Origin of the sequence: Sphingomonas aracearum (assembly GCF_003345355.1) — a bacterium.
GTDB classification, from domain to species: domain Bacteria; phylum Pseudomonadota; class Alphaproteobacteria; order Sphingomonadales; family Sphingomonadaceae; genus Sphingomonas; species Sphingomonas aracearum.
On the sequence record NZ_QQNB01000002.1, the window covers coordinates 14,556 to 37,141 of the forward strand.

A 22,586-nucleotide genomic window follows, 5' to 3' on the forward strand; every position below is an offset into this window, starting at 1 on the left:
CGTCAGCCGATCAACCCGGCAAGGTTCTTCCACAGGCCAAAGCTGCCCAGATCGTTCAGCGTGACGAACAACATGAGCGCAAGCAACGCCGCGAGCCCGCCGCGATAGGCCCATTCCGCCACTTGCGGCGTCACCGGACGCCGCCGCACCGCCTCGATGGCATAGAAGAACAGATGCCCGCCATCCAGCATCGGAACTGGCAAGAGATTGATGAATCCGAGATTAATCGAAATCATGGCGATCAGCCAGACGAGGGCGGGCCAGCCCAGCGAGAACTGCTCACCCGAGATCTTCGCGATCTTCAACGGGCCGCCAAGCTCGTCCACCGATCGCCGTCCGGTGATAATCTGGCCCAACCCGTCCAGCGTTCCGCGGAGCACGTCCCCGGTCATCGCCAGCCCATAGCCCGGCGCCTGCCACAACGGGATGCGCCGATATTCCGGCCTGGCCGACCGGATGCCGAGCACGCCCTTGCGGAAGGTGTTGCCGAAGCGGTCGCGCTCGGTCGTCACACCGATCTTCAGGCTCGTGCTCGCCGGTTTGCCGCCGCGCGCGTAATCGACCCGGATCTGCTCGTCCGGGCGCAGAGCGGTATAGGTCGCCATGTCGGCGAAGGTCGTGATCGTCCGTCCGCCAAGGGCCGTGATCCGGTCCCCTGCCCGGAGCCCTGCCCGCATCGCCGCGCTGTTCGGCTCAATGCGGCCGACCACGGCAGGCGTTGCGTTCACGCCATAGAAGAACGCGAAGCCCGCCAGGATCAGAACCGCCGCAGTCAGGTTCACCGCCGGGCCGGCCGCGACGATGATGGCGCGCTGCCAGACCGGCTTGGCCTGGAACGTCCGCTGGCGCTCGGCGGCGGGCAGCGACAACCAGGCGGCATCCGGCTGGCTGGCCGGGTTCATGTCGCCGTCGAACTTGACATACCCGCCCAGCGGCAACCAGCCGAGCTTCCAGCGCGTGCCCCGGCGATCGGTCCAGCCGGCGATTTCCCGACCGAAGCCGATCGAGAACGCCTCCGCCTTCACGCCGAACCAGCGTCCGGCGAGGTAGTGACCCATCTCATGGATGAAGACGAGCGGGCCGATCACCAGCACGAACGCCAGGATCGTCAGCAGAAAACCGGGAGACTGGATCAAGCGACGCAATCCTTCACGCGCTCTTCCGCGATCCGCCTGGCCTCCGCATCGATGGCCAGCACGGCATCGAGCGTTTCCGGGTCGGACGGGTCGTAGCGCACCAAGGTATCCGCAACGATTGCGGCAATTTCAAGAAACGAAACGCGCCGGGCGAGAAATGCTGCCACGGCGACCTCGTTTGCGGCGTTCAGGATCGCTGGCCGCGCCCCGCCCGCCTCCAGCGCCTGGCGGGCCAGCGCGAGCGCCGGGAAGCGCACCGGGTCGGGCGCGGCGAAATCCAGGCGGCCGACCGCGGCAAGGTCCAGCCGCGCGCCCGGTGTCGGCATCCGGTCCGGCCAGGCGAGCGCATGCGCAATCGGCGTGCGCATGTCGGCGGTGCCCAGCTGCGCCAGGGTGGAGCCGTCGACATATTCCACCATGGAATGGACCACTGACTGGCGATGCACCAGCACCTCCAGCTGCGACGGCGCGACCGGGAACAGGTGAAACGCCTCGATCAGTTCCAGGCCCTTGTTCATCATCGTGGCCGAATCGACGGAGATCTTTGCGCCCATCGACCAGTTCGGATGCGCCACGGCCTGTTCCGGGGTGATGGCGGCCATCGCCTCCAGCGGCGTGTCGCGGAACGGGCCGCCGCTCGCCGTGAGGAGGATGCGCGCGATCCGCTCGGGCCGGGCGAAGTCCAGGCACTGGAAGATCGCGTTGTGCTCGCTGTCGACCGGCAGCAACGTCGCTCCGGACTCCCGCACCGCGTGCAGCATCACGTTACCGGCGGAGACGAGCGCCTCCTTGTTGGCCAGCGCCACCGTCCGCCCGCCTTCGGCAGCTGCCATCACCGGCTTCAGCCCGGCACAGCCGACGATCGCGCCCATGGTCCACTCGGCCCCCATCCGAGCCGCGTCGCACACGGCGGCAGCGCCGGCGGCGGCCTCGGTGTCCGTTCCAGCCAGCGCGTCCTTCAAGGCAGGGTAGCAGCTCTCGTCCGCCACCACAGCGCACTTGGCCCGGGTCCGCTTCGCCGCCTCGGCCAGCCGCGCCACGTCGCAATTGGCGGTGAGTGCCAGGACCTCGAACTGGTCCGGCGCGCGTTCGATCAGGTCCAGCGTGGAGCCGCCGACCGATCCGGTCGCGCCCAGCACGGTCACGGTCTTCAAGTTTCTACGCCCCCAGCAGCGGATAAAGGAAGCGCGGCGCCACCACGAGCAACGCGGCGACCGGGGCGACCGGCACCAGCCCGTCCAGCCGATCGAGCACCCCGCCATGGCCGGGGATCAGCGTGCCCGAATCCTTCGCGCCCACCCGGCGCTTCAGCCAGCTCTCATAAAGGTCGCCAGCCTGCGCCAGCACGGCCAGGGCGGGCGAGGCGAGCACCATTCGCAGCGGCAGCCCGGTGCCGTAATGCATCGCCACGCCGAACAGGCCGGCCGCGACGATTCCGCCGCCCAGGCCCGCCCAGGTCTTGTTCGGGCTTACCCGCGGCATCAGCTTGGGCCCGCCGAATGTGCGGCCGGAGAAATAAGCGCCCGTGTCCGCCGCCCAGACCACGGCCAGCGTCCAGAAGGTGAACTCGATCCCGCGCGGCTCCTCCCGGATCAGCAGCAGGGCGAGGATCGGCAGCCCGACATAGACCGCGCCGAACGCCAGCTGCGGCCGGCGGGTGACGATCACGATGAAGAAGGCCGCGCCCGCGATCAGCCCCAGCGCGAAGAAGCCGGGCCCCGCGGCCAGCGGCGAAAGGATCGCCAGCGGCACGCCGACGGCCAGTTGCGCCAGCCGGATGGCCCGCGGCGTTGCTCTGTCCAGCCCGCCCCATTCGTACATCATCACCAGGCCGAGCACCGAGCAGAACAGCCAGAACACGAGGTCGCCGGCCCAGAGCGCCAGCGCCGCCGCGGCGATCATCGTCACGCCCGCGGCCGTGCGGATCGCCAGCTCCCGCGATTTCGGAACGTCGCGCCCGCTCACAGGCCCCCGAACCGTCGCTGGCGCAGGCCGAAGGCGGCAACGGCTTCGGCCAGCGCCGCGCCGTCGAAGTCCGGCCACAGCGTGTCCACGAACATCAGTTCGGCATAGGCCGCCTGCCACAGCAGGAAATTCGACAGGCGCACTTCGCCGGAGGTGCGGATGACGAGATCGAGCGGCGGGAGTTCGCGGGTGAGCAGTTCCCGCTCGATGGCCGCCTCGTCGATGGCGGCGGCATCGATGCTGCCGGCGGCCGCCTGTTCCGCCAGTCTCCGCGCGGCGGCGGCGATCTCGGCCTGGGCGCCGTAATTGAGCGCGATCACCAGCAACGGGCCGCTATTGCCCGCCGTGCGCCCAAGCGCATCATCCAGCATGGCCACCAGATCGGCCGGGAACCGGCGATAGTCGCCGATGATTCGCAGACGCACGTTTTCGCGCACCAGCTCTGCCAGATCGGCGCGGATGAAGAGCCGCAGCAGGCCCATGAGGTCGCTGACCTCTTCCGCCGGGCGCCGCCAGTTCTCCGACGAGAAGGCGTACAGGGTCAGCGCCTCGATGCCCATCGCGCGGGCGGCGCGCGTCACCCGGCGCACCGCCTCGACACCTGCCTTGTGCCCGGCGAACCGCGGCAGGTGGCGCTGCTTGGCCCAGCGGCCATTGCCGTCCATGATGATGGCAACGTGCCGCGGCAGCAGCGCCGCGGCTTCCTGCGGTGCTCTGGCCGCCACCTACGCGTCCCCCTGCGCAGACCGCGGAGCGGAAAGGGCCCCCACCCCGCTCACTTGCCGAGGATTTCCTTTTCCTTGGAAGCGGACACCGTGTCGATCTCGGCGATCGTCGCGTCGGTCACCTTCTGCACCTCCGTCTCGTGGCGCTTGCGCTCGTCCTCGCCGAACACGCCCTTCTTCTCGTCGGCCTTGAGCGCGTCCATGCCGTCACGGCGCACGTTGCGCACGGCGACCTTGGCCTTTTCCGCATATTGCCCGGCGAGCTTGGCCAGCTCCTTGCGGCGCTCTTCCGTGAGGTCCGGGATCGGCAGGCGCAGCACCTGGCCGTCGTTGATCGGATTGAGCCCGAGCCCCGCCGAACGGATCGCCTTTTCCACCGGACCGACGTTCGACTTGTCCCACACCTGCACCGAGATCATGCGCGGCTCCGGCACGGACACGGTCGCCACCTGGTTCAGCGGCATGTGCGCGCCATAAACCTCGACCGTCACCGGATCGAGCAGCGAGGTGGACGCGCGACCGGTGCGCAAGCCACCCAGATCGTGCCTCAGCGATTCGACGGCGCCGGCCATGCGGCGGGCGATATCGGCCTTGTCATAGGCGGCCATGGATTATCCTTCCTTCTGAACGATCGTCGACACACCGCCGCCGGCCAGGATGGTGGCGAGGTTGTGGTGTTCGCGGATGTTGAACACGACGATCGGAATGTTGTTGTCGCGGCACAGGGCCACGGCGCTGGCGTCCATCACCTTCAGGTTGTCCGACAGCACCTTGTCGTAGCTCACCGTGGCATAGCGCTTGGCGGTTGCCACCTTCTTCGGATCGGCATCGTAGACGCCGTCCACCGACGTGCCCTTGAACAGGGCGTCGCACTTCATTTCCGCCGCGCGCAGCGCCGCGCCGGAATCGGTGGTGAAGAACGGCGACCCGACACCGGCCGCGAAGATCACCACGCGCCCCTTTTCGAGGTGGCGCTCGGCCCGGCGACGGATGAACGGCTCGCACACCGATGCCATCGGGATCGCCGACTGCACCCGCGTTTCCACGCCGATCTGCTCCAGCGCGTTCTGCACCGCCAGCGCGTTCATGACGGTCGCCAGCATGCCCATATAGTCGGCCGTCGCCCGCTCGATGCCCTTGGCGGCGGCGGAAAGGCCGCGGAAGATGTTGCCGCCGCCCACGACCACGCACAGCTCGTAGCCGGCATCGCGCGCGTCCTTGATCTCGCCGGCAACACGGGACGTGACGGCGGGGTCGATCGCCAGCCCGCCCTCGCCCATCAGCACTTCGCCGGACAATTTCAGAAGAATGCGTTTGAAGCGTGGTTCGGTCATCGGGTCCAACAAAGACGGAGAAGCGGCGCGGACCCTAGCCGCGCCCCCTCGCAATGCCAAGCCGCAGGATGCCAAGAACCGCGGTTAGAACTGGCGCAAACTCCAGGCGAGCCACAGCCATCCGGCGATCAGCGCCGCTCCGCCGATCGGCGTCACGGCGCCCAGCCAGCGCGGCACGCCCAGCGCCATCAGGTACAGCGTGCCGGCGAAGATCGCGCCGCCCGCCACGAACATCCAGGCCGGCCCGCGCGCCTCCAAGCGAAGAGCGACCAGTGCCGCGACGGCATGGAGCAACTGATATTGCCCGCCGGTCCGCAGCCACTCGGCCGCCTGCCCGCTGGCGCCATGCGCGCCGAACGCGCCCGCCGCCACCGCCAGGGCACCCGACAGCCCCGCAAGGATCGCCAGAATGTTCATGCTTCTACCTCCGCCAACACCGCACCGAAGCCGAAAGCGCCGACCCCCGCCGATCGGGACGGACTCGGAGCTTCACGGCCGGTCGGTCCCCCATGGCTGCTGCTGCGCCACCATCGCGCGGGCGGCACGGATGTCGCCGGCTTCCACCTGGATGCGCAGCCGCTCGCGGTCGCTTGCGCGGTAGATTTCCTCGGCGCGGGCGATCTCGTCGGCGGGCACTTCCAGCGAGGCGAGAGCGTCCCGCGCCATCTTCACCGCCGATTCGAGCACCTCCCGTACCGCTCCGGCGACCGGCGCATCCTTCATCAGCTTGACCAGCGCACGGCGGTCGAACGCGCGCACGAAGATCGCGGCGCGGGGGAACGCCTCGTGCACGGCTTCCACGATGTCGGGCGTGATCTGATCGTCGTCGACGCAGAACAGGATCAGTTCGGCATCGTCCGCCCCTGCCTGGCGGAGCAGATCGATCCGCGTGCCATCGCCATAATAGACCTTGGCGCCGAACTCGCCGGCAATGTCGATCATCTCGATGTCGGTGTCGATCAGCGTCACCGGCACTCCCTGCGCCAGGAGCATCTGCGCCACCGTCTGTCCGAACCGGCCATAGCCGACCACCAGCGCGTTCGCGCCATCGGCCTTGGGCCCGTCCCGCTCCCCCGTGACGATCGGCTCCTCGCGCAGCCCGCGCGTCAGCATCATCAGGAAGGGCGTGGTCGCCATGGACAGGGTGACGATGGCGCTGAACAGGCTCGCGGCCTCGGGAGCGATCAGGTACGCGTTCTGCGCCTGGCCGAACAGAACGAAGCCGAACTCGCCCCCCTGGCTGAGCAGCAGGCCCAGGCCCAGCGCGCCGCGCCAGCCCATCCTGAAGACCAGGCCGATCAGGAAGATCAGCAGCGTCTTGGTGGCGATCAGCGCGGCGGCCATGCCGATCACGAACAAGGGGCGGTCGGCGATCGCCTGAAGGTTCAGCAGCATGCCGACGGACAGGAAGAACAGCCCCAGCAGGATCGACCGGAACGGGTCCACGTCCGCCTCCAGTTCATGCCGGTAGGGGCTGTCCGCCAGCATCACGCCCGCCACGAACGCGCCCAATGCGGTGGACAGGCCCAGCGCCTCCATCAACGCGGCGCTGGCGATCACCGTGAACAGCGCGGCGAAGACGAACATCTCGCGCTCGCCCATGTTGCCGATCACCCGGAACATCGGACGGAGCACGAAGCGTCCCGCGAGCACCAGCCCGACGATCGCCGCCACCGTGTACAGGAACAGCAACCAGCCCGGCGGGCCGTTCTGGTCCGCCGGGTTGCGCGACATCACCGTCACGATCGTGATCAGCGGCACGATCGACAGGTCCTGGAACAGGAGGATGGAAAACGCTCGTTCGCCGAAGGGCGTGCGCAGCCGCCCGGACGATTGCAGCATCGGCAGCACCTGCGCCGTGGACGACAGCGCCAGCGGCAGGCCGAGCGCGAACGCCGCAGCCACCGTCCACTTCGTGCTCACCCAGATGATGGCGCTGATCGCCAGGCCGCACAGCACCACCTGCAACAGGCCGAGGCCGAAAATGTCCTCCTTCATCTTCCACAGGCGCGTGGGATTGAGCTCCAGCCCGACAATGAACAGCAGCAGGGTGATGCCGAGTTCCGCGACCCCGATCTTGCTTTCGGCGTCGCCGATCAGGCCGAGCATCTGCGGCCCGACCACGGCGCCCGCCACCAGATACCCCAGCGTCGCACCCAGGCCCAGCCGGCGGAACAGCAGCACGAAGACCAGGCCGAAGCCGAGCATCAGAACCCCATCGCGCAACATCGATTCGGTGCCGTGGGTCATGCGCCTCTCGCCTTTTCCGCCGCCTCGGCTGCCGCCTCGAACGCCAGCCGGATGGAGGGATGCCGCGCCGTGTAGCTCAAGGCCGGCTCGAATATTGATAGGCCGGGCCAGCCCGGCGCCGCGCCGCTGCCGTCCAGCCAGGCCGCCAGCGCATCCCGCGCGTCGGCCAGCTCTTTCGGCGTGCGTCCGATCACCGCCGCACCCAGCAAGGACGCGGACGCCTGCCCCAGTGCGCAGGCGCGCACCAGCAGGCCGACTTCGCTGACCCGGCCCTCCGCTAGGTTCACGTCCACCGTCACCCGGCTGCCGCAAATGGGCGAGCGCCGCTCGGCGGTGCCCATCGGGTCGGCAAGGCGCTCATCGAAGGGGATCTCGCTCGCAAGCCTCAGGATCTCGCGGTTCTGGTACAGGGAAGCGTTCACCGCCGCGCCTCGCTGACGTTGGCCGCCGTCGCATCGCTGCTGGGCAGATCGGTTCGCGGGCCGAAGGCGGGCTGGCCCTTGCGCCGCCGGTCGATGAAGTCGGCCATGGAAGCGCTCGTCGCATTGAGCAACGGATAGGTTCGGGATTGGGTGAGCCATTCGGGGCGCCGGCTGGGGCCGCCGCGCATCGTGTCGGTCAGCATGACGACGACGAGAAACCCGAGCGTCGCAAGGATCAACCCCTTCAGCGCTCCAAAGCCCAGTCCGAGCGCGCGGTCCACCGGGCCAAGGATCGAGTCACGCGTGCGGCTGCCCAGGGCGTTTGCCACCATGCGACCGGCGAAATAGGTCACGCCGGAGATAAGCGCAAAGGCGAGCACCGCCGCACCCGTCACCGTGCCGACCGGCCCCGTGAGCCACAAAGCGAGCGGCGCATGGAACAGCTTCACCCCGAACACGATCGCTACCCAGGCGAACAGCGACAGCACTTCCGTCACGAACCCGCGCAACACGCCCATTACGGCTGCTCCGCCGACGACGAGAAGCACCAGGATGTCGAGTGCGGTCAGGCCCATTTGCGCTCACGTTCCAGCCGCCGTTCGTGCCGGCCGCGTAACAGGTGGGGTGGAAGGAGGCTATTCGCTACCCGCGCCCCAGCATATGGTCAACGAGGCCGCCAAGGTTCTTGAACCCGCTCAGCCGCAATCCGGTTTTCTCGGCCGTCAGCGCCATCGGCAGATACGCGCGCTCGAACCCGAGCTTGCCCGCTTCCTTCAGCCGCAGCGCCGCATGCGCCACCGGACGCACCTCACCCGACAAGGCGATTTCCCCGAACGCCACCGCGTCGGCCGGCACCGGCCGTTCCGACAAGGCCGAGATCAGGGCGGCGGCGACGGCAAGGTCCGCCGCCGGGTCCTGCACGCGGTACCCGCCGGCGATGTTGAGATAGACCTCGGCGCTGGAAAAGCTCAGCCCGCAGCGCGCCTCCAGAACGGCGAGGATCATCGCCAGCCGCCCGGAATCCCACCCCACGACCGCCCGGCGCGGCGTCGCGCCGCTCGCCAGCCGCACCACCAGCGCCTGGATCTCCACCAGCACCGGCCGCGTGCCTTCCAGCGCCGGAAACACCGTGGTGCCCGTCACCCCCTCGTCCCGCTGCGTCAGGAACAGCGCGGACGGGTTGGAGACCTCGGCCAGCCCCTCGCTCTGCATGGCGAAGACGCCGATTTCGTCCGTCCCGCCGAAGCGGTTCTTGATGGCACGCAGGATGCGGTATTGATGGCTGCGCTCGCCCTCGAAGCTGAGCACCGTGTCCACCATATGCTCCAGTACGCGCGGTCCCGCGATCGAGCCGTCCTTCGTCACGTGCCCGACCATGACCAGCGCGGTGCCGCGCTCCTTGGCGAAGCGGATCAGCTCCTGCGCGGAAGCCCGCACCTGGCTGACGGTGCCGGGCGCGCCCTCGATCAGGTCCGAATGCATGGTCTGGATCGAATCGATGATGAGCAAGGCGGGCGCTCGTCCCTGCCCCAGCGTGGTCAGCACGTCGCGCACCGACGTCGCCGAGGCAAGCTGCACCGGCGCGGTACCAAGCCCCAGTCGCCGCGCCCGCAATCGCACCTGATCCGCCGCCTCCTCACCGGAGACATAGGCGACGGGCAGACCTGCCAGCGCCATCTTCGCTGCCGCCTGCAACAGCAAGGTGGACTTGCCGATGCCCGGATCGCCACCGATCAGCGTCGCCGATCCCTCCACGAAGCCACCGCCGAGGGCCCGATCGAACTCCGCGATGCCGCTCGCCATCCGCTCGGGCAGCGCCACCTCGGCATCGAGGGCGACCAGCTGGAACGCGCGCCCCCCCGATTGAAGGTTGTGCTTCGCCTGAAAGGGAGTGACCACCGCCGGCGCTTCTTCGACCAGCGTGTTCCACTCGGCGCAGTCGGCGCATTGCCCCTGCCACCGGGTGGCGACGGAGCCGCATGCCTGACACACGTAACGCTTCTGGAGCTTGGCCATGCCGCCGGTGTAGCGCAGCGGGAACAGGAAGGGAACACCGGAGTGCGACGACGCCCCCGCCGATCGAGCGGCGGAGGCGTCGATCAGCCCTCGGCAGCGTGGATTATGCCAGCTTGAAGCCTTCCTTGTTCATCTGCTGGGTGAGCAGCTTGTTCTGCTCCGCGGTCAGCTTGGAGCGGAGCAGCGGGAAGAGCGCCTCTTCCTCCTCCTGCATGTGCTCCTCGATGTCGGCGCGGAACTTCGCCACCTTCACCAGGAACTCCGGCGAGTTGTTGGGCATGTTCTCCAGGTCATAGAGATACTGCTTCACATAGCCGTGCTCGCTGTTGAGCTCGTCCGCACCCGCGATCTCGCCGGCGTCGCGCAGCGCGGGGTACACCGCATTCTCTTCCTCGAGCGCATGCTTGGCGAGCGCGTGCTTCATCTGCGTCAGCAGCACGGAACGCTTGCTCGTCTCGCTGTCCTCGGTCGCCTGGAGGGCGTCGAACAGCTTCAGAACGGCCTTGTGCTCGGCGGCGAGCGCCTGATCCCATTCGCCCGCGAAATAGGTCGGCGCCTGCACCGCCACCTTGCGGCCCAGCATCGCCAGCACGCCCAGCGCCATGCCCGCACCGGCCGCACCGGCCACGACGGTGAAGTTGCTGAGGCCGCGATCGCCATTGGACGAGACGGGCTTGTCCTGCGTCCTGTCGGTGGTGGCGGACTTCGAGGTGGAACGGTTCGCGCCGGAACGGCTGCGCGTGCTGGTGGTGGCCATGGTCGATCTCCCGTGCAATACGCCGGCTAAACCCCCGCCCCCGGCGCACCGTTCCCGTTGCGAATCACTCGCGCGGCGGGATGTGCAGGCCGCGCTGCACCGCGGGACGCGCAAGTCCGCGCTGGAGCCAGTCGCCAAGCCGGGGAAACCGGTCCAGTCCGACGATGGCACCCGCATGGTAGCTGTGCTCCAGCGCGCGAACCCAGCCCAGCAGGGCGATGTCGGCGATCGAGAAGTCGTCCCCCGCAAACCACTCGCGCCCGTCCAGCGCACGTTCCATGACGCTCAGAAGCCGGCGCGTCTCGTCCAGAAAGCGCCCGTGCGGCCGGCGATCCTCCCAGTCTGCGCCGCCGCCCTGCTGGAAGAAGCCGAGCTGCCCGAACATCGGCCCCACCCCGCCGACCTGGAAGAAGACCCATTGCACCGCGCGCCAGCGCTCCGCCGCGGCGGCGGGCAGAAGGCGACCGGTCTTCTCGGCCAGGTAGAGGAGGATGGCGCCGCTTTCGAACAGCGCCAACGGCTCGCCGCCCGGGCCGTCGGGATCGAGGATCGCCGGAATCTTGCCGTTGGGGTTGAGCGACTCGAACGCCGCCGATTTCTGTTCGCCCGCCGAGATGTCGAGCCGATGCGCCTCGTAGGGAAGCCCGCATTCCTCCAGCGCGATCGAGACCTTCACCCCATTGGGCGTCGGCAATCCGTAATATTGCAGGCGATCCGGATGCCGCGGCGGCCAGCGCCCGGTGATCGGAAAGGCGGACAGGTCGGCAGGCATGGCGCTCTCCACTCGCGGCTCGCCTTCTGCTAGGCCAGGATGGCGGCGGATGCCAGCGCGGGTGGCATTTGGGCGCGGTGGCCGCTATGCGCGCCGCGATGCAGCCGACCGATCTTCGTGTGGCGCTCTTCAGCGGCAACTACAATTACGTTCGCGACGGCGCCAATCAGGCGTTGAACCTGCTCGTGGGCCACCTCCTGGCGCGCGGGGCGGCGGTGCGTGTCTACTCGCCGACAATCGCCAACCCTGCTTTTCCTCCCACCGGCGACCTGGTGGACGTGCCGGCGATCCCGATGCCGGGCGGGCGCGGCGAGTACAAGCTGGGCCGCGGGCTGCCGGCCAGGCCGCGCGCGGACCTGGAGGCATTTCGCCCCAATCTCGTCCATGTTTCCGCGCCCGAATTCCTCGGCCATGCCGCCGTCACCTGGGCGCGCCGCCACGGCGTGCGCTCGGTCGCCTCGGTCCACACGCGCTTCGAAACTTATTTTCGCTATTACGGCATCGGCTTTGTCGAGCCGCTTATCCAGAAGATCCAGACCCGGCTCTACAATCGTGTCGATCGCGTGCTGGTGCCCAGCCCCAGCATGGCGGAGCTGATCGCCGGCTGGGGCGTCACCACGCCGATCGGCATCTGGTCGCGCGGGATCGACCACGAGCGGTTCAACCCGGGCCGGCGCGACCTTGCATGGCGTCGCTCGCTCGGCATCGCCGACAACGAGATGGCCATCGGGTTCCTCGGCCGCCTGGTCATGGAGAAGGGGCTCGACATCTTCGCCGACGTGGTGACCCGCCTCCGCGAGCGCGGCGTCCCGCACAAGGTGCTGGTGGTGGGCGAAGGCCCCGCACGCGACTGGTTCGCGAGGCGCGTACCCGATGCGGTCTTCACCGGCTTTCAGGCAGGCGACGCGCTTGGCCGCGCTGTTGCCTCCATGGACGTGTTCTTCAACCCGTCCGTGACGGAAACCTTTGGCAACGTGACCACGGAGGCGATGGCGTCCGCCGTGCCGGTGGTCGCCGCCCGTGCCACCGGCGCGGTGGATCTGGTCCTCGAGGGCGAAACCGGGTTCCTCGTGCCGCCCCGCGACGTGAACGCCTATGCCGATGCGATCGGCCGCATCGTTGCCGACCCGGCGCTTCGCACCCGCATGGGCGAGGCAGGCCATGCCCGCGCCGCCGCCTATCGCTGGGAGCCGGCGAACGAGGCGGTGCTGGCGGCCTATCTGGAACTTCTGGGCGGCTAGGCCGCCTGCCAGTCGAACAACAGCGGCGCCTCGCGGAAGGCGAAGCGGTCCAGATGACGCGCAACCGCGCCCTTCAGCGCCTCCAGTTGCCCCTCGACGCTCGCATCGATGCGCACGTCCAGTACTTCCGCTGCCGCATCGAACGTGCACAGCCCATCCCCCGGCCAGTCGGCTCCGCGCGCGTCCCGCGGGAAGACGACGGTGCCATGCTCGGGGGTGAAGCTCACCTCAAGATTGTGCTCCCAGTGCTTGCAGAGCTGCTGAAGGTAGCGGCTGGCATGGGCAGTCGGCACGTTAGCCACGGCGCTGATGGTCATCGAAACAATCCTTATGGGAGCCGACCGGGAGGTAGCCGGGCCGGCTCGCGAACAGGTTGAAAGATCTGGTGCAGGCCAGTCGGCGGCAAGGGGTCAGAGCCGTTCGATCTTCTGCGCCGCCTCGTCGATCAGCGCCGCAATGGCATGTGCCTGCTCGTCGCTAATGTCCCCGGCGAACAGCCGGTTCTTCAGCACCTCACGCAGGTTGCCCATGGCGCGGCGCACCTGCGCGCGATCGCCCTGCTCCTGCTGGCGGCCGAGCGCCGCCAAACGCGCGATCAGCGCATCGACCTGCTCGCGGTTCTCCGCCAGGTGCTGGCGGCCCGCCTCCGTCACGCCGAAACGCTTCTTGGCGCCGTCCGATCGCTGCTCCTCGACAAGGCCCATCTCGTCCAGAAGCGTCAGCGTGGGATAGACCACGCCCGGGCTCGGCGCATAGGCCCCGCCGGTCAGCGCCTCGATCTCGCGGATCAGGTCGTAGCCGTGGCGGGGCGCGTCGCCGATCAGCTTCAGCAGAACCAGCCGCAATTCGCCGCCATCGAACATGCGCCGTGCCCGGCCACCCTCGCGACCGAAGCCGTCCGGTCCGCCGAAGCCGCGTCCTCCGGGCCCGCCGCGCATCCCCCAGGCCATTGCCATCATCGCGCGATCCATTCCGCCGCGCCCGCCACATCCGCCGCCCCGATGGCGGCCGTTCATTCCCTGAAACATCCCATGTCCTTCCGTATCCATGATGCAGCAAAGATATATCTTCTGGAGCATTCTTCAAGATATATCGCAGGCATTCTCTTCCGGGTGTTTGATGATGGTGGCGGCCGGCCCTACATGGCTGGGATGGCCGACCTCTTCGCCGCCTTCGATCCCCCGCCGCCATCCGCCGAGCCGGCCACGGACGCGCCGCTGGCCGACCGCCTGCGACCGCGCCGGCTGGAGGATGTCGTCGGGCAGGAGCACCTCACCGGCCCCGAAGGCGCGATCGGCCGGATGGTCGCGGCGGGCCGGCTTTCCTCCATGATCCTGTGGGGACCGCCCGGCACGGGAAAGACCACCATCGCGCGGCTGCTCGCCGATGCAGTCGGCTTGCGCTTTCAGGCGATCTCGGCGGTCTTTTCCGGTGTTGCCGATCTGAAGAAGGCGTTCGCCGAGGCCCGCGACCATGCCCGGCTCGGCTCGCGCACCCTGTTGTTCGTGGACGAAATCCACCGCTTCAACCGCGCACAGCAGGACGGCTTCCTGCCCTATGTCGAAGACGGCACCGTCACCCTGGTCGGCGCGACCACCGAAAACCCCTCGTTCGAGCTCAACGCCGCGGTGCTCAGCCGGGCGCAGGTGCTGATCCTGCATCGGCTCGGCCCCGAGGCGCTGGGCAAGCTCCTCGATCGCGCGGAGGGAGTGGAAGGCCGCCCTCTCCCGCTGACCCCCGAGGCGCGCGACGCCATGATCGCCAGTGCCGATGGCGACGGACGTTTCCTGCTCAACCAGGCCGAGACGCTGTTCGCGGTCGATCTGCCGAAGGCGCTCGATCCCGCCGGCCTGTCCGGCTTTCTTCAACGCCGCGTGGCCGTCTACGACAAGGATCGCGAGGGCCATTACAATCTTATCAGCGCGCTGCACAAATCGATCCGCGGGTCCGATCCGCAGGCTGCGCTCTACTATCTCGCCCGCATGCTCACGGCCGGCGAGGAGCCGCTCTACGTCCTGCGCCGCCTGACCCGCGCGGCCGTCGAGGATATCGGCCTCGCCGATCCGCAGGCGCTGGTGCAGTGCATCGCCGCGAAGGACACCTACGACTTCCTCGGCAGCCCGGAGGGCGAACTCGCCATCGCGCAGGCCTGTCTCTATCTCGCCACGGCTCCGAAATCGAACGCCGCCTACAAGGCGCAAAAGGCCGCCTGGCGCACGGCAAAGGAGACGGGGTCGCTGATGCCGCCCGCCAATATCCTCAATGCGCCCACCAAGCTGATGCGCGACATCGGTTACGGCGCGAACTACGCCTACGATCACGACACGGAGGAAGGCTTTTCCGGCGCGAACTACTGGCCCGAGGACCTGCCGCCGCAGACCTTCTACGAACCGACGGGCCGCGGGTTCGAGAAGCGCCTTGCCGAACGCCTGTCCTACTGGGACGAGTTGAGGAAGCGGGGTTGAGGCTGGACAGCTGGGAAGCGGTGGTCGCGCACGCGCTGACGCTGCCCGGGACGGAACTCGGCACCTGTTATCGAGAACCGGCGGTGCGGGTCGTCACCAACGGCCGCTTCTTCCTGAAGGTCGGCCATGAACCGGAAGCGATCGCCCGCTCGCGCGATCACGTTTCCGGGTTGAAGCCGCCACGAAAGCGTTGACCTCGTTCGATCATTTCGTCGCAATCGACTGGTCCGGCGCGATCGGTCCGGTGCAGCGCGGCATCGCCGTCGCGATCTGCGAAAGGGACGGAGCGCCGCGGCTCCTCGACCGGTCCTGGTCGCGGGTGGCGGTGCTCGACTGGCTCGCCACCGAACTGCCGCCACACACGCTTGTCGGTCTCGATCTCGGGCTTTCCCTGCCCTTTGCGGACAAAGGCGCCTTCTTCCCGGGCTGGGAGGAAAGCCCGGCGGACGCGCGCGCACTCTGGGCGCTGGTCGACCGGCTCTGCAGGGACGACCCGCATCTCGCCGCCACCAGCTTCGTCGATCACCCACAGGCCGCCCGCCACTTCCGCCGCCATGGCGGGCGCACCGGCGACCTGTTCGGCGCAGGCCGCGGCCGCCTCCGCGTCACGGAAGAGCATCAGCGGGCGGCAGGCCTGAACCCGTACAGCAACCTCAATCTCGTCGGCGCCGCGCAGGTCGGCAAGTCGAGCCTCACCGGCATGCGTGTTCTTCATCGCCTGGCCGGCGCGCTGCCGATCTGGCCGTTCGATCGGCCGGGGACCGGCTCGTTGATCGTGGAGATCTACACTACCATCGCGGCGGTCGCCGCCGGGCGCCCGAAGAACCGGGCCAAGATGCGCACGGTGGAGGAACTGAACGCCGCGCTCGCCGTGCTCGGGAGCCCGCTCGTGCCGGGTCACGGGGCGATCGACGATCACCGCAGCGATGCCCTGCTCGGCGCCGCATGGTTGCGCATCGCGGCGGGCGACGCCCGCTTGTGGCAGCCCCCGGCCCTCACCGCCGATCTTCGTCGCACGGAGGGCTGGACGTTCGGCATCCCCTGACGCAAAGGAGCGCTCGGGCCGGCTTAGCACAGCGGTAGTGCAGCGGTTTTGTAAACCGAAGGTCGGGGGTTCGATCCCCTCAGCCGGCACCATCTCCCCACTGGTGCGTTCCGCCTGCGCAATGATCCGCCGCAACACCATCAAGGTCGCCAGTTACAACATCCACAAGGGCATCGGCCTCGATCGCCGGCGCGATCCGGCCCGCGTGCTGGAGGTGTTGCGGGAGATCGACGCCGATGTCGTGGCGCTGCAGGAGGCGGACCGCCGCTTCGGCGCGCGGGTCAGCGTCATTCCGCCGCACCTGCTGGAAGAGCATAGCCCCTATGCCGCCGCGCCGCTGGGTCATCGCGTTTCCAGTATGGGGTGGCATGGCAACGTCCTGCTTCACCGCCGCGAGGACTCGCTGCTCGACTGTGCCGCGCTGCACCTTCCGGCGCTGGAGCCGCGGGGCGCGGTGATGGCGGACGTGCGCGTTGGCGGCATGCCGCTGCGCGCGGTCGGCATGCATCTCGACCTGTCGGGCCTGTGGCGCCGGCGCCAGGCCGCGGCGATCCTTGGCCACCTCGAGACCGCCGGACAGCCCCTGCCGACGGTGATGATGGGTGACCTGAACGAATGGGGCAATGCGGGCTGCCTGCGCGACTTCGCCCGCGGCTTCGCCTTTGCGCCCACCGCAGCGAGCTTCCACGTCCGCCACGCTGTCGGCAAGCTCGACCGCATCATGGTGTCGCCGGAACTGCGCGTGGTGGACTGCGGCGTCCATGCCAGCGCCACCGCGCGCAAGGCCAGCGACCATTTCCCGATCTGGGCCGTGCTGGAGCCTGCCTAGGCGATGCGCGAAAAGGAGCTACGCCTCGCACTGGTCTGCTATGGCGGGATCAGCCTTGCCGTCTACATGCACGGCATCTCCAAGGAGATCTGGCGCATGGCCCGCGCGAGCCGCGCCTTTCACGACGGGGAGGAGCCGGAACTCGGCAGCCAGGGCGTCTACCGCCAGCTGCTGACCGAGATCGAGGAGGTCACCGGCACCCGGATGCGCGTGCTGGTGGACATCATTTCGGGCGCAAGCGCCGGGGCGCTCAACGGCATCTTTCTCGCGCAGGCGATCGCCACCGGGCAGAGCCTGGAGCCGCTTACCGATCTGTGGCTCGATTCGGCGGACGTCACCGCGCTGATCGATCCCGGCCAGGCGCCGCAGTCGCGCTTCACCAAGGCCTGGGCGTTGCCGCTTGCCTGTCTGGCCGCCAATCGCAGCGGCGACCGGATCGACGAAACGGTGGAGCCCGCCGCGCGCGACGAAGTGCGCGCCAAGCTGTCCCATTTCGTCCGCTCGCGATGGTTTGAGCCGCCGTTCGGGGGCGAGCTGTTCACCAACATGATCCTGGATGCGCTGGACGCGATGGCGGCCGGACCGCGCGGACCGCGCCTGCTGCCGGACGGACAGCCGCTGGACCTCTCCGTCACCGTCACCGATTTCCGCGGCCATCCGGAGCGGCTCAGCCTCAACTCCCCCGCGGAAGTGGTGGAAACCGAGCATCGCCTGGTTATCGACTTCACCGATGGCGGGGCGCCACGTGAAACACTGGCGCACACCGCCGAGCTCGCCTTCGCCGCGCGGGCGACTTCGAGCTTTCCAGGCGCCTTTCCGCCGTTCCGCGTAACCGAGCTCGACCAGGTTCTCGCCGCCCGTGGCACGCATTGGCCGGGGCGCGCCGATTTCCTGGCGCGCGCGCTGCCCCGGCATGCGGCGGTGAACGGAGCCGAGCAGGCGGTGCTGATCGACGGGTCGGTTCTGGCCAACGCGCCGTTCCGCCCGGCCATCGAGGCGCTCCGCGAGCGGCCCGCGCGTCGGCAGATCGATCGCCGCTTCGTGTTCATCGATCCCTCGCCCGGCATCAAGCTGGGCGTCCGTGCCATCGCCAGCGAACAGCCCGGCTTCTTCCAGACGATCATCGGCGCCGTGTCCGAGCTGCCGCGCCAGCAGCCGATCCGCGACAATCTGGAGGCCATCGCCGAGCGCTCGCACCGGATCGACCGGATGCGCGCGGTGATCCGCAGCCTCCGGCCCCAGGTGGAGGCGCAGATCGAGGGTTTGTTCGGCTATACCCTCTTCCTCGATCGCCCCACGGCAACCCGGCTTGGCCATTGGCGCGCCCGGGCCCATGCCGCCGCAGCGCGCAATGCCGGCTATGCCTATGCCGCCTATGTCCACCTGAAGCTGGCATCGGTGATCGACTCCGTGGCGGACCTTCTGGATCGTGTCGGGGACGAGCCGGGACCGGCGCCCACCGCCCGGCTCCGTCGCCTTGTCGCCGACGCGGCGCCGTCCGGTGACACCGGAGCGGCGACCGCGGATTTCCTGCGCGACTTCGATCTGGGTTTTCGCATCCGCCGGCTTCGCCTGCTCAGCCGCCGCATCTCCGAGCTGGAGGTGGATGAGGACGAGACCGGCCTCGCCGCCATGCGCGAGGCGGTGTACGAATCGCTGGGAAACTATCTGGAGGCGGGCCGCTCCGAGCCGCATGCGGGCCTGCGCCGCGCCGTGCGCTCGCTGCGCAGCGATGCCGCCCCGCTTCTTGCCCGCCTGGCCGCCCAGCTGGACCTCAGGCGCCTCGACCTGGAAACCGACGCGCGGCTGGCGGCGGCGTTCACCGGCGCCCGGCGCGAGATCCTGCGGCCGCTTCTCCTCACCTATCTCGGCTTTCCGTTCTTCGATGCGGCCACGCTGCCGCTGCTTCAGGGCGAGGGTCTGGACGAGTTCGATCCGGTGAAGGTGGACCGCATCTCGCCCGACGACGCCACCTCCATCCGCGGCGGCGGGGCGGAGGCGACGCTCAAGGGCATCCAGTTCAACTCGTTCGGCGCCTTTTTCAGCCGCGCCTATCGCGAGAACGACTATCTGTGGGGCCGCCTGCACGGTGCGGAAAGGCTGATCGACATTCTCCTTTCCTCGCTGCCGCCCGGCGCGCGGCTGAAGCCGGGACGGCTGGCCGCGGCGAAGCGCGCCGCATTCCGAGCCATCCTCGACGAGGAAGAACCGAAGCTCACCGCCATTCCCGGCCTGGTGGAATCGTTACGCAAGGAGATCGGTTGAGCCGCGGCGGGCTGGCAATCGCGGCGGGACGCGGCTAGCGTTGCGCCATGCAGTTCCTGAAGATCCTGTTCTGGTGCCTGCTCACCTTTCTCGCCGCGCTGTTCACCTATGGCAACTGGACCACGGTGCCGATCCGGCTGTGGGGCGGGCTGATCGCCGAGATCAACCTGCCGCTGCTGCTGTTCCTCCTGTTCCTGTGCGGCTTTCTGCCGATGTGGCTGTACCACCACACGGTGCGGTGGCGGCTGCGCCAGCGGCTGGCGAGCGCGCAGCGCGCCGTGAACGACTTGCGGCTGGTACCGCCGCCACCTCCTGTGATGGCGAACGAGCCGATCCCGGCGCCAGCGCCTGCCCCGTCCGCCGCGCCTGACGTTCCCCCGGAGCCCGCCTGATGAACCGCGTCTTCGTCGCGCTCGACACGCCCAAGCTGGCCACCGCAAAGGAACTCGCCCGCCGCGTCCGCCATCATGTCGGCGGAATCAAGCTGGGTCTCGAATTCTTCCTCGCCAACGGCCGGCACGGCGTTCACGAGATGGCCGAGATCGGGTTGCCGATCTTTCTCGACCTGAAGCTGCACGACATCCCCAACACGGTGGCCAAGGCGATCCAGGCGCTTGGCGATCTCGAGCCGGCCATTCTCACCGTCCATGCCGCAGGCGGTCGCGCCATGCTGGAGGACGCGAAAGCGGCCGCGCCGGCGGGCACGAAGGTCGTCGCGGTGACCATGCTCACCAGCCTCGATGCGCAGGACATGGCGAGCATCGGCCTTGCGCCCGATCCGCATGCGCAGGTGATGCGGATGACCGAGCTTGCCCAGGCAGCCGGGATCGACGGCATCGTCTGCTCCGGCGCGGAAGTGGCCGCCGCGCACACGCTGTGGCCGCGCGGCTTCTTCGTCGTTCCCGGCGTCCGCCCGGCGAACGGCGCCGTGGGCGATCAGAAGCGGGTAGTGACGCCGCGCACCGCGCTGGATGCAGGCGCATCCATTCTCGTTATCGGCCGCCCGATCACGAGCGCTGAAGACCCGGACATGGCGGCGCGCGAGATCGGGGCCACGCTGTAGCCCATGGCGCTGATCCGCCCGTTCGTGCCCGCGCGCGATTTCGCGCTGTCCCGCGGCTTCTACGAGGCGCTGGGTTTTTCCTGCACCTACGCGGCCGACGATCTGGCCATCTACGACCTCGAGGGCGCCGGTCTGCTGCTGCAGAACTATTATGAGCGCAGCTGGGCCGAAAACACCATGTTTCAGCTGTTCGTCCACGATCTGGACGAATGGTGGCAGCGCACCGCAGACCTCCCGCAGCGTTTTGGCGTGCAGCCGCCCGCCGCTCCCGTGCTGAAGCCCTGGGGCCTGCGCGTCGGCATGCTGTGGGATCCGGCCGGCGTCCTCTGGCATGTTTCCGAAGCCGCTTGAGTTTCCCGCGCCGAGCGCCGATCTGCCGCCAATGACCACCGCCAAGATCTGCGGCCTTTCCACCGACGAAGCGCTCGACGCGGCGATTGCCGGTCGGGCCAGCCATGTCGGCTTTGTCTTCTTTGCGGCCTCGCCGCGCAACGTGACCTTCGACCGGGCGGGCGCCCTTGCCGCGCGGGTTCCCGATGGCATCGGCCGCGTGGGCGTGTTCGTCGATCCGGCGGACGACCTCGTGCTTCAGGCCGCCCGTGACGGTCGGCTCGATGTGCTGCAGCTGCACAAGACCGCGCCTGCGCGCGTCGTGCATCTGCGTCGCCTCACCGGGCTGGAAACCTGGGCTGCGGTGGCGGTGAAGACCCGTGCCGATCTCGACGCCGCACGCATGTTCGTCGGCGCGACCGACCGGCTGCTTTACGACGCCAAGACGCCGGAGGGTGCCGCCCTGCCCGGGGGCATGGGCCTGCGTTTCGACTGGACGCTCCTCGACGGCTTCTCCCATCCGTTGCCTTGGGCGCTGTCCGGCGGGCTGGACGCAGCCAATGTCGCCGAAGCAATCCGACGTACCGGTGCCTCGCTGGTAGATGTGTCCTCCGGCGTGGAAAGCGCGCCGGGAGCCAAGGACGCAGGGAGGATAGCCTCCTTCCTGCGCGCGGTTGCCGACGCCTGACATACGGGGCTTGGACTTGGCTCCGCTCCGGCCTAAACGCGCCGGATGAACGCCCCAAATTCCTTTCGCACACAACCGGATGACCGCGGGCATTTCGGTGCATTCGGCGGCCGCTATGTTGCCGAAACGCTGATGCCGCTGATCCTCGATCTCGAACGCGAATATCGCGCCGCCCGCGCCGATCCGTCGTTCCAGGCCGAGTTCGACGACCTGATGAAGAACTATGTCGGCCGCCCCTCGCCGCTCTACTTCGCCGAGCGGCTGACGGCGGAGCTGCGCCAGGGCGCGGAGCCCGGCAAGGGAGCGAAGGTCTATTTCAAGCGCGAGGAGCTGAACCACACCGGCGCGCACAAGATCAACAACTGCATCGGCCAGATCCTGCTCGCGAGGCGGATGGGCAAGACGCGGATCATCGCGGAGACGGGTGCGGGCCAGCACGGCGTCGCCACCGCCACCGTCGCCGCGCGCTTCGGCCTGCCCTGCACCATCTTCATGGGCGCCAAGGATGTCGAGCGGCAGAAGCCCAACGTCTTTCGCATGAAGCTGCTCGGCGCGGAGGTGCACCCCGTCACCTCGGGCGCGGAGACGCTGAAGGACGCGATGAACGAGGCGATGCGCGACTGGGTCGCCAACGTGCACGACACCTTCTACATCATCGGCACCGCCGCCGGCCCGCATCCCTATCCCGAGCTCGTCCGCGACTTTCAGAGCGTGATCGGCACCGAGGCGCGCGCGCAGATGCTGGAGGCGGAGGGGCGCCTGCCCGACATGCTGATCGCCGCAGTCGGCGGCGGGTCCAACGCCATCGGCCTCTTCCACCCTTTCCTCGACGATGCCGACGTCCAGATGATCGGCGTCGAGGCGGCCGGCCATGGCGTCGACACCGGCAAGCACGCGGCGAGCCTCACCGGCGGCGCGTCCGGCATCCTGCACGGCAACAAGACCTACCTGTTGCAGGACGAGGACGGCCAGATCACCGAGGCGCACTCGATCTCCGCCGGGCTCGACTATCCGGGCATCGGCCCGGAGCATAGCTGGCTGCACGAGATCGGTCGCGTGAAGTATCTGCCGATCACCGACGATCAGGCGCTCGACGCCTTCCAGCAATGCTGCCGGCTGGAGGGCATCATCCCCGCCCTCGAAAGCGCCCACGCGCTTGCCGCGCTGCCCGAGGTCGTCCGCTCGATGCGCGACGATCAGATCGTGCTCGTCAACGTCTCCGGCCGCGGTGACAAGGACATCTTCACGGTGGCCGAGGCGCTGGGAGTGGAGATGTGAGGGCG

General features: G+C 68.6%; 26 protein-coding genes and 1 tRNA gene. 12 read left to right on the forward strand and 15 right to left on the reverse strand.

From position 1 onward, the window contains the following. Positions 1-2: 2 nt before the first annotated feature. The 13 genes from DVW87_RS07205 to DVW87_RS07265 form a co-directional block, all read right to left on the reverse strand. Positions 3-1,136: a M50 family metallopeptidase gene (locus DVW87_RS07205; protein WP_114687142.1), complete on the reverse strand. Its 1,134-nt coding sequence runs from the start codon at positions 1,134-1,136 to the stop codon at positions 3-5. Continuing rightward, the gene (dxr, locus tag DVW87_RS07210) at positions 1,133-2,290 is read right to left on the reverse strand and encodes a 1-deoxy-D-xylulose-5-phosphate reductoisomerase (protein WP_114687143.1); all 1,158 of its coding nucleotides are present in this window, start codon (positions 2,288-2,290) and stop codon (positions 1,133-1,135) included. Before dxr ends, DVW87_RS07205 begins: the two co-directional genes overlap by 4 nt. 4 nt (positions 2,291-2,294) lie before the next feature. Next, positions 2,295-3,101, reverse strand: coding sequence for a phosphatidate cytidylyltransferase (locus DVW87_RS07215; protein WP_114687144.1), 807 nt, complete (start codon positions 3,099-3,101; stop codon positions 2,295-2,297). Continuing rightward, positions 3,098-3,766 (reverse strand): polyprenyl diphosphate synthase, encoded by a 669-nt coding sequence (gene uppS / locus DVW87_RS07220; RefSeq protein WP_114688125.1) that lies wholly within the window; start codon positions 3,764-3,766, stop codon positions 3,098-3,100. The genes DVW87_RS07215 and uppS overlap by 4 nt, the downstream gene beginning before the upstream one ends. 110 nt (positions 3,767-3,876) lie before the next feature. After that, positions 3,877-4,434 carry a ribosome recycling factor gene (frr, locus tag DVW87_RS07225; RefSeq protein ID WP_114687145.1) on the reverse strand — a complete coding sequence of 186 codons (558 nt, stop codon included), beginning with the start codon at positions 4,432-4,434 and terminating at the stop codon, positions 3,877-3,879. 3 nt (positions 4,435-4,437) lie between these two features. Then, positions 4,438-5,160 carry a UMP kinase gene (gene pyrH / locus DVW87_RS07230; RefSeq protein WP_114687146.1) on the reverse strand — a complete coding sequence of 241 codons (723 nt, stop codon included), beginning with the start codon at positions 5,158-5,160 and terminating at the stop codon, positions 4,438-4,440. 84 nt (positions 5,161-5,244) lie between these two features. Beyond that, a complete protein-coding gene (locus tag DVW87_RS07235; RefSeq protein ID WP_114687147.1) occupies positions 5,245-5,577 on the reverse strand; it encodes a DUF423 domain-containing protein in 333 nt (110 codons plus the stop codon). 72 nt (positions 5,578-5,649) lie between these two features. Continuing rightward, entirely contained in the window at positions 5,650-7,410 is a 1,761-nt protein-coding gene (locus DVW87_RS07240) for a cation:proton antiporter domain-containing protein (protein WP_114687148.1), read from the reverse strand. Continuing rightward, a complete protein-coding gene (locus tag DVW87_RS07245; RefSeq protein ID WP_114687149.1) occupies positions 7,407-7,832 on the reverse strand; it encodes an iron-sulfur cluster assembly scaffold protein in 426 nt (141 codons plus the stop codon). The genes DVW87_RS07240 and DVW87_RS07245 overlap by 4 nt, the downstream gene beginning before the upstream one ends. Beyond that, entirely contained in the window at positions 7,829-8,407 is a 579-nt protein-coding gene (locus DVW87_RS07250; RefSeq protein ID WP_114687150.1) for a CvpA family protein, read from the reverse strand. Before DVW87_RS07250 ends, DVW87_RS07245 begins: the two co-directional genes overlap by 4 nt. Before the next feature lie 67 nt (positions 8,408-8,474). Continuing rightward, positions 8,475-9,848 carry a DNA repair protein RadA gene (gene radA, locus DVW87_RS07255; protein WP_114687151.1) on the reverse strand — a complete coding sequence of 458 codons (1,374 nt, stop codon included), beginning with the start codon at positions 9,846-9,848 and terminating at the stop codon, positions 8,475-8,477. Positions 9,849-9,951: 103 nt separating this feature from the next. Next, positions 9,952-10,605, reverse strand: a complete 654-nt coding sequence (locus DVW87_RS07260; RefSeq protein WP_114687152.1) for a hemerythrin domain-containing protein — start codon at positions 10,603-10,605, stop codon at positions 9,952-9,954. Positions 10,606-10,669: 64 nt separating this feature from the next. Continuing rightward, a complete protein-coding gene (locus tag DVW87_RS07265; RefSeq protein ID WP_114688126.1) occupies positions 10,670-11,377 on the reverse strand; it encodes a glutathione S-transferase family protein in 708 nt (235 codons plus the stop codon). 98 nt (positions 11,378-11,475) lie between these two features. Here DVW87_RS07265 and DVW87_RS07270 point away from each other — a divergent pair, with 98 nt between their 5' ends. Then, positions 11,476-12,618: a glycosyltransferase family 4 protein gene (locus DVW87_RS07270; RefSeq protein WP_114688127.1), complete on the forward strand. Its 1,143-nt coding sequence runs from the start codon at positions 11,476-11,478 to the stop codon at positions 12,616-12,618. Here DVW87_RS07270 and DVW87_RS07275 read toward each other — a convergent pair. Further along, positions 12,615-12,935 carry a DUF2218 domain-containing protein gene (locus DVW87_RS07275; RefSeq protein WP_114687153.1) on the reverse strand — a complete coding sequence of 107 codons (321 nt, stop codon included), beginning with the start codon at positions 12,933-12,935 and terminating at the stop codon, positions 12,615-12,617. The two genes, DVW87_RS07270 and DVW87_RS07275, sit on opposite strands and share 4 nt — an antisense overlap. A gap of 93 nt (positions 12,936-13,028) precedes the next feature. Beyond that, positions 13,029-13,574, reverse strand: coding sequence for a PadR family transcriptional regulator (locus tag DVW87_RS07280; protein WP_239017883.1), 546 nt, complete (start codon positions 13,572-13,574; stop codon positions 13,029-13,031). Between the two features lie 195 nt (positions 13,575-13,769). Between DVW87_RS07280 and DVW87_RS07285 the strand changes: the two genes are divergently transcribed. From DVW87_RS07285 to trpB, 11 genes are all read left to right on the forward strand, one after another. Then, positions 13,770-15,083: a replication-associated recombination protein A gene (locus tag DVW87_RS07285; RefSeq protein WP_114687154.1), complete on the forward strand. Its 1,314-nt coding sequence runs from the start codon at positions 13,770-13,772 to the stop codon at positions 15,081-15,083. Next, a complete protein-coding gene (locus DVW87_RS07290; protein WP_114687155.1) occupies positions 15,080-15,277 on the forward strand; it encodes a hypothetical protein in 198 nt (65 codons plus the stop codon). The genes DVW87_RS07285 and DVW87_RS07290 overlap by 4 nt, the downstream gene beginning before the upstream one ends. Beyond that, entirely contained in the window at positions 15,274-16,128 is an 855-nt protein-coding gene (locus tag DVW87_RS07295) for a hypothetical protein (RefSeq protein ID WP_114687156.1), read from the forward strand. Before DVW87_RS07290 ends, DVW87_RS07295 begins: the two co-directional genes overlap by 4 nt. 17 nt (positions 16,129-16,145) lie before the next feature. Then, positions 16,146-16,220, forward strand: a tRNA-Thr gene (locus DVW87_RS07300). A gap of 29 nt (positions 16,221-16,249) precedes the next feature. Further along, positions 16,250-16,957: an endonuclease/exonuclease/phosphatase family protein gene (locus tag DVW87_RS07305; RefSeq protein WP_114687157.1), complete on the forward strand. Its 708-nt coding sequence runs from the start codon at positions 16,250-16,252 to the stop codon at positions 16,955-16,957. 3 nt (positions 16,958-16,960) lie between these two features. Further along, on the forward strand, positions 16,961-19,222 hold the full coding sequence (locus DVW87_RS07310; RefSeq protein WP_114687158.1) for a patatin-like protein: 2,262 nt from the start codon (positions 16,961-16,963) through the stop codon (positions 19,220-19,222). Between the two features lie 47 nt (positions 19,223-19,269). After that, positions 19,270-19,614 carry a lipopolysaccharide assembly protein LapA domain-containing protein gene (locus tag DVW87_RS07315; RefSeq protein WP_114687159.1) on the forward strand — a complete coding sequence of 115 codons (345 nt, stop codon included), beginning with the start codon at positions 19,270-19,272 and terminating at the stop codon, positions 19,612-19,614. Continuing rightward, entirely contained in the window at positions 19,611-20,285 is a 675-nt protein-coding gene (gene pyrF / locus DVW87_RS07320; protein WP_114687160.1) for an orotidine-5'-phosphate decarboxylase, read from the forward strand. The genes DVW87_RS07315 and pyrF overlap by 4 nt, the downstream gene beginning before the upstream one ends. Before the next feature lie 3 nt (positions 20,286-20,288). Beyond that, positions 20,289-20,636: a VOC family protein gene (locus DVW87_RS07325; RefSeq protein WP_114687161.1), complete on the forward strand. Its 348-nt coding sequence runs from the start codon at positions 20,289-20,291 to the stop codon at positions 20,634-20,636. A 31-nt stretch (positions 20,637-20,667) separates the two neighbouring features. Continuing rightward, positions 20,668-21,303, forward strand: a complete 636-nt coding sequence (locus tag DVW87_RS07330) for a phosphoribosylanthranilate isomerase (RefSeq protein WP_114687162.1) — start codon at positions 20,668-20,670, stop codon at positions 21,301-21,303. Positions 21,304-21,348: 45 nt separating this feature from the next. After that, on the forward strand, positions 21,349-22,581 hold the full coding sequence (gene trpB / locus DVW87_RS07335) for a tryptophan synthase subunit beta (protein ID WP_114687163.1): 1,233 nt from the start codon (positions 21,349-21,351) through the stop codon (positions 22,579-22,581). Positions 22,582-22,586: the final 5 nt, after the last annotated feature.

Bases quoted from the DNA above. Each gene is read 5' to 3' on its own strand.
- DVW87_RS07235 (WP_114687147.1), bottom strand. From the start codon at position 5,577: ATGAACATTCTGGCGATCCTTGCGGGGCTGTCGGGTGCCCTGGCGGTG.
- DVW87_RS07325 (WP_114687161.1), top strand. From the start codon at position 20,289: ATGGCGCTGATCCGCCCGTTCGTGCCCGCGCGCGATTTCGCGCTGTCC.
- DVW87_RS07265 (WP_114688126.1), bottom strand. From the start codon at position 11,377: ATGCCTGCCGACCTGTCCGCCTTTCCGATCACCGGGCGCTGGCCGCCG.
- pyrH (WP_114687146.1), bottom strand. From the start codon at position 5,160: ATGACCGAACCACGCTTCAAACGCATTCTTCTGAAATTGTCCGGCGAA.
- DVW87_RS07280 (WP_239017883.1), bottom strand. From the start codon at position 13,574: ATGGCAATGGCCTGGGGGATGCGCGGCGGGCCCGGAGGACGCGGCTTC.
- DVW87_RS07270 (WP_114688127.1), top strand. From the start codon at position 11,476: ATGCAGCCGACCGATCTTCGTGTGGCGCTCTTCAGCGGCAACTACAAT.
- DVW87_RS07260 (WP_114687152.1), bottom strand. From the start codon at position 10,605: ATGGCCACCACCAGCACGCGCAGCCGTTCCGGCGCGAACCGTTCCACC.
- trpB (WP_114687163.1), top strand. From the start codon at position 21,349: ATGAACGCCCCAAATTCCTTTCGCACACAACCGGATGACCGCGGGCAT.
- radA (WP_114687151.1), bottom strand. From the start codon at position 9,848: ATGGCCAAGCTCCAGAAGCGTTACGTGTGTCAGGCATGCGGCTCCGTC.
- DVW87_RS07285 (WP_114687154.1), top strand. From the start codon at position 13,770: ATGGCCGACCTCTTCGCCGCCTTCGATCCCCCGCCGCCATCCGCCGAG.
- DVW87_RS07330 (WP_114687162.1), top strand. From the start codon at position 20,668: ATGACCACCGCCAAGATCTGCGGCCTTTCCACCGACGAAGCGCTCGAC.
- DVW87_RS07275 (WP_114687153.1), bottom strand. From the start codon at position 12,935: ATGACCATCAGCGCCGTGGCTAACGTGCCGACTGCCCATGCCAGCCGC.
- DVW87_RS07240 (WP_114687148.1), bottom strand. From the start codon at position 7,410: ATGACCCACGGCACCGAATCGATGTTGCGCGATGGGGTTCTGATGCTC.
- DVW87_RS07250 (WP_114687150.1), bottom strand. From the start codon at position 8,407: ATGGGCCTGACCGCACTCGACATCCTGGTGCTTCTCGTCGTCGGCGGA.
- DVW87_RS07315 (WP_114687159.1), top strand. From the start codon at position 19,270: ATGCAGTTCCTGAAGATCCTGTTCTGGTGCCTGCTCACCTTTCTCGCC.
- frr (WP_114687145.1), bottom strand. From the start codon at position 4,434: ATGGCCGCCTATGACAAGGCCGATATCGCCCGCCGCATGGCCGGCGCC.
- DVW87_RS07305 (WP_114687157.1), top strand. From the start codon at position 16,250: ATGATCCGCCGCAACACCATCAAGGTCGCCAGTTACAACATCCACAAG.
- DVW87_RS07310 (WP_114687158.1), top strand. From the start codon at position 16,961: ATGCGCGAAAAGGAGCTACGCCTCGCACTGGTCTGCTATGGCGGGATC.
- uppS (WP_114688125.1), bottom strand. From the start codon at position 3,766: ATGGACGGCAATGGCCGCTGGGCCAAGCAGCGCCACCTGCCGCGGTTC.